This window comes from Marivirga harenae, from assembly GCF_030534335.1.
Taxonomy (GTDB): domain Bacteria; phylum Bacteroidota; class Bacteroidia; order Cytophagales; family Cyclobacteriaceae; genus Marivirga; species Marivirga harenae.
The window spans coordinates 3106905-3122676 of sequence record NZ_CP130565.1 but is presented as its reverse complement, the minus strand read 5'-3'; the positions used below and the strand labels follow the sequence as shown (position 1 = coordinate 3122676).

The window sequence follows — 15772 nt, the reverse complement described above, 5'->3', positions numbered from 1 at the left end:
TGTTTTAGTTATAGATTTATATTAGTTATTAGTATCCTTGATTTTGATCCCAAGTGCCACCGGCCAAATCGATTTCGGTTTGTGGTATTGGGAAAAGCTCATTTTTATTAGACTCAAATCCGTCAATTTGCGCAGCAGCCTGACCTGTTCGCACCAGGTCCCAGAAGCGGTATCCTTCCCCGGAAAGCTCTAATCTTCTTTCTTTCCAAATTGCGGCAGTTAAGCTTTGACCGCTAGCACTAATAGCTGGCATTCCTGCACGTTGACGAACTTGATTTAAATAGCTCTGAGCGAGGGCGTCATTTGCTCCTGATTTTCTATTATGAGCTTCTGCAGCCATTAATAATACATCAGCGAAACGGATGACTCTGTAGTTTACCGGACTTGTTAAATCATTATCTGGTAAACCTAACTCTGCAGATCTTTTAATATATTTATTATTGAAGTATCCAGTATGACCTCCCCCACCCACAGCATAGCTTACACTAGGGTTAGATGTGGCAAAGGCTTCTATGTCTAGAATTGTTCCATTCCTCCTGATGTCAGAAGGATCAAATTCATCATAAAGATCTTGAGTAGGCAAATTGTAACTGTTACCATCACCATAAATCGGTCCGCTATATTGTCTAATCCCGTGGAACCCCACAGCAACATTACCTTCTAAGCAAACAAAACAATCATAAGATCCCCCTTCTAGGCCGGTGTACTGAATTTCAAAAACTGACTCTTGGTTTCCCTCTTCATTCACGCTAAATAATGCTGCAAAATCCTCGGAGGTGTTTACTTCAACCAATCCGTATGGACCTTCATCAATTACCCGGTCAAAAATTTCAGCCGCTTCAGTAAATTTATCCTGATAAAGATAAACTTTCCCTAAAAGGGCTAGGGCAGCGCCTTTGGTCACCCTTCCTTTGACAGGATTGCTCCAATCTAGTACTTCATGAGAAGAAATTAAATCAGCTTCAATCTGACTATATATATCACTAGCTGCTGCTCTTTCAATAGAAGTGGCTTCCTCAATACCGATCCTTCGGTCAATGATTAATGGCACTGCTCCAAAAAACTTTGTTAATTCAAAATAATAGTAAGCTCTCAGAAAATAAGCTTCCGCCAAGATTTGATCCTTACCTTCAAAATCAATCTTCTCCTGATTTTCAAAAATGTAATTTACTCTCGTAATACCGGCATAGTTATATCTGAGAACACTTCTTAATTCTTCATTAACCCCACCATGAGTCATCGTTTCAATTTCGTGTAATCCACGAGTATCATTAACACTCTCGCCACCAGCAATCGCATTATCAGAAGCAATTTCTCCTATCCATTGTGTTAAATATGAAGTTTGTAATAAATCATAAGCCCCTATCAAGGCACGCTGATAATCTTCAGGTGTATTAAAAAAGTTATCGGCATCTTGTGCATATAAAGGATCAATTTCTAGCTTATCGTCACAAGAGGTGAAAAGCCCGAATATGCTTATAAATGTAATTGTATATAAAATCTTTTTCATAGTTCAATCAGATTAAAAGTTTAATGAAACACCGCCCATGTATACTCTTGCTTGTGGGTAAATACCATTGTCAACCCCAGCTCCAAATGGAGAAGGTGAACCCACATCAGGATCAAATCCTAGATATTTTGTAATAGTTAAAAGGTTATTAGCAGACACATAAACCCTGAATTTTGAAATCTTTGCTAAGTCCAACCAGCTTTCGGGAAAAGTATAGCCCAATTGAATGTTTCTCAACCGAGCAAAAGATCCATCTTCTACATAGAATTGTGAAAAGTTTGTATTTTGTGTTTGCCCTGTTGTCACTCTTGGAACTTCACTACTACTTCCAGGTGAAGTCCAGCGATTTAGAACATAGGAAAGTTGGTTGGCGTAAGGTTGTTGACGTTCATAATTCCTAATAATTTCTTGGCCTAAAGCTGCAAACATATTAGCAGAAATATCAAATCCTTTGAATGAAGCAGATAGATTCAACCCCATTGTAAAATCTGGAATAGGACTGCCAATCATAGTCCGGTCGTTATCATCGCCAAATGAAATTTCTCCATCACCATTTTGATCAACAAATCTCAAATCACCTGGTCTTGCATTTCTTTGAGTTGGACCCGCGTCTATTTCTGCTTGATTTTGGAAAATTCCATCTGTCTCATAGCCAATAAAATAACCAATTGGTTTTCCCGGTTCCAATCGAGTTGCCACAACTCCTCCAACTCCAAATTGGGCACCATTTTGAAATTCTAAACCATCGGGAACCGCTAAAACTTCATTTTTTAAATATGTGATATTATAATCCACACTAAATCTTAAACCTGAAGCTGTTTTATTACTGTAACCTATTTCGAATTCGACACCAGAATTTCTCACATCACCCCCATTAATAATTGGAGGCTGGCCTCCAGCTCCATAGGTACCTAAAATCGCAGGTGCAGGCGGTTGAAATAATAAATCTCGTGTGTCTTTGATAAAATAATTGGTCGTGAAGTCCAAATTCTCTAAAACCGTCAAGTCAAATCCAATATTTGTTTGCTGAGTAGTCTCCCATTTCAAATCAGGATTGCCTGCCCGACCAATGGCTGCACCAATCTGAATTACCTCATCAAACACATAGTTCCCTTCACCACCAAGCAGCGCCCGGTATCCGAAGTCACCAATTCTATCATTTCCAATAACCCCAAAACTCGATCTCAACTTTAGGAAATCAACAAAGGAGAAATCAAAAAACTCTTCGTCTGATATAACCCAAGCACCAGATAGAGATCCAAAATATCCTATCCTATTATTAGGACCAAAGCGAGTAGATCCATCTCTTCGAATAATTCCAGAAAGAAGGTATCTTTTTTGATAATCATACTCCGCCCTTAAAAATTGAGAAGATAATCTTTGAAAACCCTGACTAGATCCTGTATTATTTAAATATCCATTTACAGCCAAGTTTGTTGATATATCGGCTAAATCAATATCATTATTAGGAATATTGAAGGCAGTTCCACTAAGCCCTTGAAATGAGGTTTCATTATATGATACTCCTAATGTGCCCTTTACGGTATGAACATCGTTGAACTTTCTTTCATAATTAACAAAGCCCTCTAAAATGTAATCAAGATAGGTTGTTCTTGCTTCCGTAACGCTTGCGCCTCTTTCAAGAATAATTCCATCATTTTCTGGATCGCCAATTTCAATTAAAACGGGATCTAAATCTTCATTTGCGGCAGAATTTTGTGCTTTTCCAAGACCATACCAAACCAATGGATTAAAACCCTTAAAGTCAACGATAGAATAGTTGTATCCTAGGCGACCGTTAACAGTAAAATGCTCATTTAGATCATAAGCTAATTCCTGCTTCCCTGTAATTTTATTTACAAAAGTTTCATTGAATGAGTTTTCCATTTGAGCCAATGGATTTATAATATCAGCAATTCTATCTAGGTAGGAATACCTTCCATCGGTTCTAACAGACTCAGTCGGATAGGCATTTATGGTATTGTACAAGACCGAACCTATGCCGTTCTCTGGTAAGCCACTACTAATCTCGTGTGTGAATAGCAATACATTAATAAATCGCATTCGATCAGAAAAATCCGTGGTGAAATTTAGTCTGCCATTATATCTTTCAAATTTAGCTTTCTCACCTCCTACAATACCTTCTTGATTAAAGTAAGATCCACCAATATTATATGAAGTATTTTCATTTCCACCAGATAGACTCAAATTATAATTTTCGATTGGAGCCTGTTGAAATACTTCACTTTGCCAATCTGTGCCTTCTCCAATCTGGGTATTAGCAAAAGGAACTGTTTGGTTATTTGCGCTGAATGCTTCATTTTTAATAACTGCATATTCACGAGCATTTAATAAATCTAGCTGCTTTGCTGTTTCTTGAATACCGTAATACCCATCAAAACTTAAACTTGGTTTCTTATTCTTTTTTCCTTGCTTCGTTTCAATCAATACTACTCCATTAGCAGCCCTAACACCGTATATACTAGCAGTAGCATCTTTTAAGACGTTAACTGATTCAATATCCGATGGATTCAATGCATTTAAGCCAGCCTGATCATAAATAACTCCATCAACAATAATTAATGGGTTATTATCACCATTTGTAGATATACCTCTAATTCTTATATTTGATGAGCCTCCAGGAGAACCAGAGTTTGTAGTTATATTTACACCAGCCACGGCTCCTTGCAAGGCTTGATCCAAACGAGGAACTTGCCGTTCCGTGATTTTCTCAGCATTTACTTGTGAGGTGGCTCCTGTCAACTCTTTTTTGGTCGAAGTACCGTATCCCACCACTACCACCTCACTCAGAGAACCAAAGTCAGGAACTAATTTCACATTAATAACAGAACGGTTGTTGATGCTCTCTAAAACAGTTTCATATCCAATAAAACTAAACCGAAGTTCAGCATCTTCATTAACTAACAGTTTGTAGTTACCATCGAGATCTGTAGTAGTACCTTCAGTGGTCCCCACTATCATAATATTGACACCAGGAAGTGGCTCATTATATTCGTCAGTCACTTTCCCGGAAACGTTCACCTGTCCTGCTGAAACGAAGGCGCATAAAATAAAGACAGCCAAAGATAAAATTTGCTTCATATTTATTTTGTTTAATTGTATCAATAATTTTAGAAGCTTTCCTAGCAAAAGCTCTGACCAAATGACCATTAAATAAAACACTAAGCAAATTTTAACAATACATCATAACTACATCAAGTCACAAAAACATACTTCTCAAAAATTCATCAAATAAATAGATCTTCTGTATTTAAACACAATAAAGACCATTTATTGTAATAAAAATTTTTCCGTTTTTTTCTACACTATATTCTCCAACATTACTACAATCTTATCATATTTTACTAAATTGTAAACTATTAATGATATGGAAATGAAATACTACAAGGGATTTTTATTACTCATTATTGGACTCCAACTATTAGCTTCTCATGGGCATGGCCAGTCTACAGGTTATCCATTTTATAAATACTATTCAAGTCAGGATTATCAAGGCGGAATTCAAAATTGGAAGATTACTCAAAGCCAGGCAGGTCTCCTGTACGTTGCCAATAATTTTGGACTTCTGGAATTTGATGGTACCAATTGGAACAAATATTCTTTAGAGAGTGGTACAAAGTGCAGAGATGTATATGTTGATTCAAATGGAAAAATATATATAGCAGCTCAGGGTGACTTTGGTTATTATATTCCTGACCAAAAGGGGAAATTAACTTTTGTCAGCCTGGCGGATAGCATTCCTGATGAAAACCGGAACTTTGATGAAGCATGGAGGGTCTTTAAAAAAAATGATCAAATACTATTCTGTACTTTTGATGATATCTTCATATATAATTTATCAGGTCGATTAGTCAATATTGTTAAACCAGAAACCGATCCTGATAATTTTTTCCTGGTAAACAACAAATTATTCCTAAATCAAGCCGGTAAAGGTCTGTCGGTTATGGAAGATGAATTGGTAAGACCTACATCCTACGGTGATTATTTCAGTAAAATGACAATAAGTGGAATAATTGAGCTGGACAACGATCAATTGCTAATCAGCACCTTGAAAAACGGAGTTTACTTGAAAACAGGCGGCCATATTGACGTTTGGAATAAGCTTAGTCAAGCGACTTTTAAGAACTCTAACATCAATAAAATGAAGAGGCTTCGGTCGGGTAATATTGCCATCGGGACTCAAAATGACGGCCTTTATGTTTTGAATGTTAAAGGTGAAATTCAATTGCATTTAAATAAGGGAAAAGGAATAGAAAACCGAACCGTTCTTTCTCTACATGAAGATATTCAAGGGAATCTATGGTTAGGTCACAATAACGGAATTTCTTCCGTTGCCTTAAATTCTCCCTTCGAACATGTAAACGAACAAACTGGATTACCCGGCACTGGATATGATGCATTGCTAATTAATGACACCCTCTTTTTAGGAACAAATAATGGCCTTTACTACAAAAATATTAACCATAAAAACCACTTATTCGAAGAGGTTAAGAATACGATAGGTCAGGTCTATACGGTTCAAAATATTAATAATGAAGTGATTCTTGGTCATCATGCCGGCACTTTCAGAATTAGAAATGGCACGGCACAAATCATTTCTGAAATCCCTGGAACTTGGACTTTTTTGGATTTAAGGAAATATCCAAATTACGTCATTCAAGGTAATTATAAGGGTTTATCATTATTTAAGAAAACAGATAAAGGTATAGAGTTGCTGCATGAACTTAAAGGTTTTGAAGAATCATCACGCGTAATGGAAGAAGATGAAAATGGTAATATTTGGATGACACATGGATATAAAGGTGTTTATAAAATAAAATTAGCAGATGATTTAGAATCTGTAAGTGCTGAATATTATGGGATTGAAGAAGGCCTACCCTCTAAGGTTTTAATTAATGTATGGCGACTTAATAATACCGTTATATTCTCCACTGAAGATGGCCTTTACGAGTACGACCAAATGAAAGACCGCTTTGTCAAATCATCTTTCTTGTCAGACCATTTTCCGGCTGAAACACAATTTGTAAGCTTTGCAGAAGATGCATTGGGAAATATCTATTTCGTAAGTATGAAAGAAACAGGAGTCCTAGAAAAAAGTACTAACGGAAAATATAGGAAACATACTTCCGTATTTAACCAATTGAAGAATGCTTTAAATGATGATCTGCACAAGATAATTACTTTGGATGCAAATAAGGTGCTGTTCGCTGCAAAAGAAGGATTTGTTCAATTTGATAATACGATTCAAAAATTACAGGACATAAATTTTGATGTCATCTTTACCAAGGTGGGGATTTCTAACTCGAAGGATTCAATCATCACCTATGGCCGGCAAATGAAAGGGGATGCAGTTTCTTTCAAACAATTAAATCAAGAAATCGAAATTCCGTATAAAGAAAATTCTATAAGACTGGAGTATAGTGCTCCATATATGAATGGGCAATTCCAGAATGAGTATCAATATTGGCTTAAAAATAATGAAACTGGTTTTAGCGATTGGTCAGTGAGAACAGCTAAAGAATACACGAATCTAAAAGAAGGTAATTACATATTCCAAGTGAGAGCAAGGAATGTATATGGTCAATTAAGCAATGTAGCTACATTTGAATTTACGATATTACCACCCTGGTTCAGAACAACTTGGGCATATAGTCTATATGTAATAACAGGACTTGTCTCTTCTATTTTAATATTTCTGTTCATTGAGTTAAGATATAAAAAGAAAACCGAGATTATAACTGAGGAGAAGGAGAAAGAAATTACGAGAATAGACAGTGAGCTCAAAACATCCGAAGAACAGCTTGAACATCTTAAAAATGAAAAGCTAAAATCAGAAATAAAGCTTAAAAATAAAGAATTGGCGACATCTACAATGCACTTAATTAATAAAAACAGTTTTATTAATAGCATTAAATCAAACTTGAATACAATATCAAAAAGAAGCAAAAATCAAGAAGTTAAGCATGAAATCAGTAGAGTGGTTCATAATATAGACAAAAACATTTCTGCAGATGATGATTGGGAACATTTTTCCATTCACTTTGACCAGGTCCACGGGGATTTCATAAAAAGATGGAAAAATGATTATCCTAATTTGAGTCCACAAGAGATTAAATTAAGTGCATATTTAAGGATGAACTTAAGTACTAAAGAGATTGCTCATCTGCTGAATATTTCAGTTAGAGGGGTAGAAATCGCAAGATATCGATTGAGGAAAAAACTGGAACTAGAACGTGCCGACAACCTGCAGGAGTTTATATTGAAGTATTAAAAATTAAATAAACCTGTCAGGTTTTGAAAATACAGAGCATAGACTAATCACATTATGCAAAATACAATCAATGAAACCTGACAAGTTTCAGAAAATTATCAAAAGGATTACTGCCCCAACACGATGGCAAAGATCAACGGTGCCACTATAGTTGCATCTGATTCAACAATAAACTTAGGAGTATCAATATCTAATTTACCCCATGTAATTTTCTCATTAGGAACCGCTCCAGAGTATGAGCCATAGCTAGTAGTTGAGTCAGAGATTTGGCAAAAGTAACTCCAAAACGGAACATCTGTGTATTCTAAATCTTGATAAAGCATAGGAACTACACAAATCGGAAAGTCACCTGCTATACCCCCTCCTATTTGAAAGAATCCAACTCCTTCTGTTCCAGCATTCTTCTTATACCAATCTGCTAAGAAAGTCATGTATTCAATTCCAGATTTCATTGTTGAGGGTTTAAGCTCTCCTTTTACACAGTAGCTAGCAAAAATATTCCCCATTGTGCTATCTTCCCATCCAGGAACTATAATCGGTAGGTCCTTCTCTGCTGCAGCTAACATCCAGCTATTTTTAGGGTCAATTTCATAGTACTGTTCTAAAACACCAGAACGAATCAATTTATACATAAATTCATGTGGAAAATAACGCTCCCCTTTTTCTTCAGCGTCTTTCCATATTTGAAATATGTGTTGTTGTAATCTTCTAAAAGCTTCCTCTTCAGGTATGCAAGTATCAGTCACTCTATTTAGCCCTTTTTCCAACAAATCCCACTCTTGCTGGGGGGTTAAGTCTCTATAATTTGGTACTCTTTCGTAATGGCTGTGAGCTACTAAATTCATTAAATCTTCTTCCAAATTAGCTCCCGTACAACTGATTATCTGCACTTTGTCTTGCCGGATCATTTCAGCAAAGGAAATCCCTAACTCAGCTGTGGACATAGCTCCAGCTAAGGTTACCATCATTTTCTTGCCTGATTCTACATGATTCTTATATCCATCCGCTGCATCAATTAAAGCAGCCGCATTAAAATGTCTATAGTTATGTCTTAAAAACTCTGTGATTTTCATAATTAATTATTTGTCAGTAAAAATAATCAAAAATGCTGAAGGGCTAATAATATCAAGCGATAATTCAGTAAGTTTCTAGAACAGCATTTACATTTTTCTTTAAAACTGCCTTAACTGGTAACTGTCTCATTTTAGCCACCAATATTGACCCATAAGTTGTAGTCAGCAGCATGCTTACCATTTCTGAAACATCTGAGCTTTTGGTTACTTCGGTTTGGAATATGGCTTCAAGCATATACTTCTCTAATAATTTATCAAATGCCAATACCTCCATATTTTGGATTTCTTCTTCGTGTGGAAAAAGCAATAGTTTTTCAGCTTTCTTTATACTAATGGGTTTTAAAACCAATGGCGAGACCGCATGGTACTTTATTAGGTGTAGGATTACGGAATGATAATTTTCACATAAATTACCATAACGATCAAATATTAGTTTTACGGCTTTAATACCTTTAATATCATTCTTTTGTAACTCCATGCTGAGCTCAAAAGCCCATACTCGCATAAAATACAAGAGAAGATCTTCTTTCTGGGGGAAATACCTAAAAAATGTAACCTTTGATATTCCCGCCTTTTTACAGAGTTCAGTCACGTGAATATCTTGGAAATTTTGTTGCCTAAGCATTGTTTTGGCAATTGATAATATCAGTAATTTCAATTTAGCTGACTTCCTTTCCCTTAAACTTATCCCCTCATTAGCCATTTAGCCCATTTAAATTTTAATGATAGTGAATTCAACCCTGCGGTTCAACTTACGGGTAGCCTCTGATTTATTACTAGCGATTGGTCGAGCACCACCATATCCTTTACTTTCTAATCTACCAGCTTCCACCCCTTTCTCAACTAAATAATCCTTAATCCTATCTGATCTTTTCTGCGACAGTTCAATATTTAATTTTGCACTACCAGTATTATCAGTGTGACCTGAAAGTTCGATCTCAATTTTTGGATTCTTTTTAAGCATGCTATACACGCGATCCAGTTCTTCGAATGAACCATCCAAAATATCGGCAGTGCCTCTTTGAAAAAGAACACTTTTAAGCTGGATGGTTGTCCCTTCTTCTAAACTAATTAGTTCCAACCTGATCGTTTGATTTGCATTGATAGTATCTGTTTTGATCGTCTGCAAGTCGTCTAAGTAACCATCAACAGAAATATCCACGGTGTAAATAGAATCCTTAAATAATTTGGTCTTGTAGGATGAGGTTCTCCCCATAACTATTTCGGAATATGAGCTTTTACTCATTTCGTTGACCCCTTTGATGAGTAATTGAGGTTTTAGTTGACTGCCCGTGAAGCCATCAACCACTTCAAATTGTACTTGAATTTTCTCACGAACTGTAGCATTATTCTTGTTTGAAGTAGTATTTAAAGCCAAAACTGATTGCGAAGAAGCTGTCATACTTTTTTCAGGCTCAGGCTCAATTACCACCTGGTTTGGCGTTTTTGTTTTCAAAATATTACCTAAACCAATACTATTAACAGTATTAACTAAAAGAGCATTTTCCCCATCATCAATAAGTTTAAAGTACCAATCTGCTCCCTCTGAATTTACACTCGCAAGATTTACGACTTCTGACCAAGTAGTCCAAGTGGCATCCCTCCTTTTCGTGTAAAAAACATCTCTGCTACCTTTTCCACCTCTTCCATTTGAACTAAAAAACAATGTTTTGTTATCGGAGGCTAAATAGGGTGTTAATTCTTGAGCCTCTGTATTGATGTCAACTCCCAAATTCCTTAATTCAGTCCATTCATCAATTGATTTTCTGAAAGTATAGTATATATCTTCGTTTCCTCTGGTAGCAAAACTTTCAAGGCTTAAAACCATTATTTTTCCATCCTTGCTAAGACTTCCTGATAAATGCTCGGATTTGTTTTTGTAATAGGGAATGTCCACTGGTTGAGGTTCACTCCAATTCTCCCCAATTCTCCTTGAATATGAAACTCCACCCTTTCTAGGATTTTTATAATTTCCTACAACATACATAATATTGTCGTCAGGAGTGATTCCAATTACAGCATTATAATTTGTATTGTTCACAGGTCCTCTAAGCCTTTGAGCAACAACCCATTCCCCATCAATTTTTTTGCTGAACCAAATATCACCCAAGTCTCTTTCTCCCCCAGCATTCTGTGGATGATTCTTTTTTGTGAAATACATTGTCTTTTCATCTGCTGACAACACTGGGGCTATATCGTCATAAATGCTTTCCAATGAATCAATAATAACAGGTTTCTCTTGACCCTTACAAAGGAAACCAATGGAATGAAACATGATGAAAAACATTAAGCTTAATCGCATTCTTTTAAATTTTTATAACACAATATAATTGAAAACAACAAATGTTACAATTGGCAAACAGAACAAATCTTACTTCAAATTCTTAAGATAATTTAAGGTAAAGAATCATTATAATTAAATATTTGGATGCTAATCTAATACAATTTTTGCTAAAATCAACTTAAAGTTATAAAATAATTAAAGCTGTGTTTAAAGTTGTTAATCAGATACTTATGAAAAAATAAAATTATTGAAAATTAAAAAATATAGTAGATTACATTAGAAGGAAATAAACCTCTTTACATAAAATTGTAAATAAAAATATTGAATTCCAGTACATCAAAGTCTAAAAAAAGAAATAAAACGATCAGCATAAAGCACAATTAATTGTCCTTCTCCTGATAGATTAAAAGAGGATGGGTGCTTAAATATGTAATTTCTGTTGATACACTATTCCCCAGCAATTTTTCAAAGAAATTCCTTTTTCGCTTCAGTAAAACAAGAACATCTCCCTGTTGTTCATTAACAAACTCTTCTATTCCACTGCTTATATCTTTCTTGTATTCCTTTAAATAGTAACTAATTTTATCATAACCTAAGAAGCTAGATAACTCAGTCTTAAATTCCTCGTAGCTTTTTTCATTCATCACATTCTTAGAATGGCTTACGTGTACAAAGCGAATCCTGCTTCGAAAGGAATAAACAAAACTAACTAATTTCTGCATGGTGATTTTGTCATGTTCAGAGTAATCAGAAGCATACACCACAGAATTCCAATTTGTAAAATCTGCATCTAGTGGAACTGTCAATACAGGGATTGTAGAATTTTCAACAGTTCTCAAAGTCCTACTCCCTATTATGGTTTTGCGACTATACCCGTTTCCTTGCGTTCCCATGATGATTAAATCATACCCATGCTTAGAGGCATACTGACTAATAGAGTTATTTATATCTCCTATAGAAAGAACAAAATCACATTCAAACTCATACTCTTTTTCAATTTCTTCTGCTAACGTACTCAATTTTTCCTTGGCATGTTGCTTCAAATTATCAAAACTAGATTTTTCATCTTCCAATGAATGAAGAAATTCTTTTTCAGAAAAAATATGGATGAGTGTCATACTTCCTTTTCTGATTTGCAAAAGTTTTGAAGCATACTCTAATGCATTAAGGGAATAAGCTGAAAAATCTACTGGGCACAAGAATCTATCCATCGTATTATTAATTTATTCTAATTTATAAAAAAAACATTTTATTACGGCTGACTAATAAATTTATTTCCATAAATGTAAAACCTCCAAGGTAATAAAGCATCCTCCTCCGCATAATCAATACCAATTCGTGTAGTTTTCACAATTTTATCTATACTATTGTTGCCCTCCGCTATAAATAAATCATCATTATTTACGAGATCAACCCCATTATAGGATTTATCTATTGCCAGAGCTTTGCATAATTTACCTGGACCGGAAAAAGCTAGGGGAGTTATTTTATCGGTATTCCTTCTTTCCATCATGATATTAGTTCCTCTAATAGGTTCAATTGCCCGTATCAATACTGCATCAGCTTTTCCTGCATTGTTCGTGACAATATTTAATAAATTATGAATACCATAGCATAAATAAATATATGCAGTACCTCCCTCTTGATACATTGTTGAGCTTCGTTTCGTGAATTTTCCCAAATGAGCGTGACATGCTTTGTCCATCAATCCGGAATATGCCTCTGTCTCAGTAATCATAGCTTCACAATATATCCCGTCAATATTGCTGCAAATTACTTTACCAAGTAAGGCTTGTGCTACACCAACCACATCTGGATTTGTAAAAAATGTTCTACCTAGTCTTTTTTTTGTAACTTTCATTCAGAAAAGCAGTTTTTGATTGCTAAATACATTTTAATTTTACTAAAAAACATAATCATTATGAAAAGATCAGTATTACTATTTACTCTATCTATTTTAATAATAGGTACGGTTGAGCTAAAAGCCCAAATTGAAATCCCGCAGCCTTCACCTAAAGCAAAGGTCGAAACAACAGTTGGATTAACAGATGTCTCCATAAGCTATTTTAGACCTAGTGTTAAAGGTCGTCAAGTTTTTGGAGCGGGAAATGATTTTCTTCAGCCCTACGGAGTTCTATGGAGAGCTGGAGCTAATAACGGGACAGTGTTAGACCTAAGCACTGATGCCGTGATAGCTGGAAATAAAGTTGAGGCTGGAAAATATTTGGTTTTAATGACTCCAGGCGAAAATGAATGGGAATTTATACTTTACAGTGATCTCTCTTTAGGGGGTAACGTAGGTAATTTTGATGAATCCAAACAAGTTATTTCAGTAATTCAAAAAGCAGAAAAATTAGATGAAGCTGTTGAAACTTTGACCTATCAAATATCAGATATTTCTGCAACTAATAAGTCAGCAAACATTCATTTCGAATGGGAGAATGTAAGTGTAAAGATTCCATTTGAAGTAACATACGATGATAAAGTAATGGCTCAAATACAGCAATATACTAGAGTAAGCCCAGGAAACTTAATTACAGCTGCTAATTACTATTACACAAATGACAAAGATCTAAACCAAGCATTGGAATGGATTAATACGTACCTGGCTGAAGGGAAAAATAGTGATCAATTTTGGAATTTGCACCTAAAGGCTCAGGTCCTAGCGAAAATGGGAAATAAAAAGGAAGCAAAGAAAGTAGCTGAAAAATCAATAGAGTTGGCTAAAAAGAACAGTTCCGGTGACTTCGGATATGTAAAAAGAAATCAAGATTTAATTGACTCTTTATAATTAAAATTTTTAAAGAAGGGGGAAATCACCCCCTTCATTCATCAAATTTGGAAAGATCTAAAATTTTAACTTCCGCTTTACGAGATCTATCTTCACTTCCACCAGAGAGGACTCCAAAGCCGCGAGCTGCTAATCTATCTTCCTCTATTCCTTGGCTTACGAAAAATTCGAGCACTGACTGCGCTCTCTTATTGGACAACTCATAATTATATTTGGGATTTCCATCAGATGAAGCAAATGCAGATATTTGAATACCTAAATTTTGATGGGATTTGAGAAATTTGCTCATATCCATTAATTTTGCTTCATGCCTTTCTAAAATATCCGTAGAATTAACATCAAAGTAAACCTGATAAGCTGAAATGTTTAATACTGAGTCTATTAATTTTTTTATCTCTAATTCTTCATCGGTCACAAATTGATTATCCGTTTTCTTCAATTTAGCAATTCTATCCCTAGCCGTAATACCTAAATCTCCCACATGCTTAACCATATATATATCCGTAAACCCCAGTCCTTCTTCTCTAACCGATGCTAGGTACCCTCTTTCGCCATCAGAGGTAGGATGGAAATACACCTCATCGTCCACCGTGTTTACTGGGTAACCCAAATTCTCTGGCTTAATCCAGTTCTCTGTTTTCGGATCATATTTAGAAGTAAATACATCAAACCCGCCAAAACCTTTATGGCCTTTGCTACTAAAATATATTGTAATCCCATCTTTCGCCATATATGGCCCATCTTCATCTTCTTTAGTATTGATTTGGGGTCCCATGTTAAAAGGTCTTTTCCATTGCCCTTCCTCTTTATAGCAGCCGTAAATATCAAAGCCACCAAAACCACCTGGTCGGTTTGAAGCAAACATCATAAATTCCCCGTCTTCAGAAACCCAAATTGATTGTTCCGCAAATCCTTGAGAGTTGATTCGGCCTTGTATTGGCTTAGGTTTACTCCATTGTTCATCTGCACCCTCAGTTGCATAATAAATATCTCCATTCCCTTCATCTGAATAAATATAAAGAGTTTTGCCATTACTACTTAAAAACAAATTTGAATCATGATAAGGTGTATTAATATTTTGACCTATATTTTTTGCTTTACCCCAAGTCACACCTTTTCTCTTCGAGATGTAAATGTCTTCAAAATAAAAATTGTCTTTATCCACATTTTCATTCGTATTTTCCTCCTGCCTTCGTGATGTGAAAATCATGACGGTTTCTTCTTCATTTAAAACAGGGGCATAATCAGGCCAGGTAGAATTTACATCCTTTCCCACATTTTCAATCGTATAGGAGGAAGGCATACCAATGATTTCCTTAGCATTCCTACATTCTTCAATTCTGTCATTAACATCATAAATTGATGTCTTATCTCCGCCACGATAACTTTTATTAGCTTGTAGTCTCCTTTTATAGAGATCAAAATGCGATAATGCTTTTTCAAATTCTAAGCCGTACTGATATCCACGCCCAAGAAGATAATCTATATTAAACCTGTATTTAGGATCCATCCTTTTGACCCTTTCAAAATACTTAGTAGAGTAATCTCTGTTAACTGTTTCTAAAAACAGCTTGCCAGCCATATAATTAGCTCTAATATTCATGGTATCAGCTTCTGTGGCCTGAACGTAGATATCTTTCGCTATTTCTATTGCATCTTTTGCTTCCGCATAAACCTGATCCGCCTGGTCCATATAAATTTTTGCCAACTCAGGGTCTTGCGTCAAGCCATTAAAGCTAAAGAGGAGCGAAATCAAAAAAGAAAATAAGTTTATTTTCATATAGATTAGAAAAATACAACTAGAGAACGAAATCTCCAAATA

10 protein-coding genes are annotated in these 15772 nt (G+C 35.4%); 2 read left to right on the top strand and 8 right to left on the bottom strand.

Going from position 1 to position 15772, the window contains the following annotated elements; all coding sequences use genetic code 11:
- Positions 1-28: 28 nt before the first annotated feature.
- Both Q3Y49_RS13315 and Q3Y49_RS13310 read right to left on the bottom strand, forming a co-directional pair.
- Positions 29-1510 (bottom strand): RagB/SusD family nutrient uptake outer membrane protein, encoded by a 1482-nt coding sequence (locus Q3Y49_RS13315; RefSeq protein WP_303268823.1) that lies wholly within the window; start codon positions 1508-1510, stop codon positions 29-31.
- A gap of 12 nt (positions 1511-1522) precedes the next feature.
- Positions 1523-4612 (bottom strand): SusC/RagA family TonB-linked outer membrane protein, encoded by a 3090-nt coding sequence (locus Q3Y49_RS13310; RefSeq protein ID WP_303268821.1) that lies wholly within the window; start codon positions 4610-4612, stop codon positions 1523-1525.
- A gap of 292 nt (positions 4613-4904) precedes the next feature.
- On the opposite strand from Q3Y49_RS13310, the gene Q3Y49_RS13305 reads away from it, so the two are divergent.
- Positions 4905-7802: a triple tyrosine motif-containing protein gene (locus Q3Y49_RS13305; protein WP_303268819.1), complete on the top strand. Its 2898-nt coding sequence runs from the start codon at positions 4905-4907 to the stop codon at positions 7800-7802.
- Between the two features lie 107 nt (positions 7803-7909).
- Here the strand turns inward: Q3Y49_RS13305 and Q3Y49_RS13300 are convergent, their stop codons facing one another.
- From Q3Y49_RS13300 to Q3Y49_RS13280, 5 genes are all read right to left on the bottom strand, one after another.
- The gene (locus Q3Y49_RS13300) at positions 7910-8875 is read right to left on the bottom strand and encodes a deoxyhypusine synthase family protein (protein ID WP_303268817.1); all 966 of its coding nucleotides are present in this window, start codon (positions 8873-8875) and stop codon (positions 7910-7912) included.
- 64 nt (positions 8876-8939) lie between these two features.
- Entirely contained in the window at positions 8940-9578 is a 639-nt protein-coding gene (locus tag Q3Y49_RS13295; RefSeq protein WP_303268816.1) for a TetR/AcrR family transcriptional regulator, read from the bottom strand.
- 9 nt (positions 9579-9587) lie between these two features.
- Positions 9588-11177, bottom strand: a complete 1590-nt coding sequence (locus Q3Y49_RS13290; protein WP_303268815.1) for an OmpA family protein — start codon at positions 11175-11177, stop codon at positions 9588-9590.
- A 362-nt stretch (positions 11178-11539) separates the two neighbouring features.
- Positions 11540-12370: a universal stress protein gene (locus Q3Y49_RS13285; protein WP_303268813.1), complete on the bottom strand. Its 831-nt coding sequence runs from the start codon at positions 12368-12370 to the stop codon at positions 11540-11542.
- 41 nt (positions 12371-12411) lie between these two features.
- The gene (locus Q3Y49_RS13280) at positions 12412-13020 is read right to left on the bottom strand and encodes a DNA-3-methyladenine glycosylase (RefSeq protein WP_303268811.1); all 609 of its coding nucleotides are present in this window, start codon (positions 13018-13020) and stop codon (positions 12412-12414) included.
- Between the two features lie 60 nt (positions 13021-13080).
- Between Q3Y49_RS13280 and Q3Y49_RS13275 the strand changes: the two genes are divergently transcribed.
- The gene (locus Q3Y49_RS13275; protein WP_303268809.1) at positions 13081-13950 is read left to right on the top strand and encodes a DUF2911 domain-containing protein; all 870 of its coding nucleotides are present in this window, start codon (positions 13081-13083) and stop codon (positions 13948-13950) included.
- 34 nt (positions 13951-13984) lie between these two features.
- On the opposite strand, the gene Q3Y49_RS13270 is transcribed toward Q3Y49_RS13275, so the two are convergent.
- On the bottom strand, positions 13985-15730 hold the full coding sequence (locus tag Q3Y49_RS13270) for an OmpA family protein (RefSeq protein WP_303268807.1): 1746 nt from the start codon (positions 15728-15730) through the stop codon (positions 13985-13987).
- Between the last annotated feature and the right edge of the window lie 42 nt (positions 15731-15772).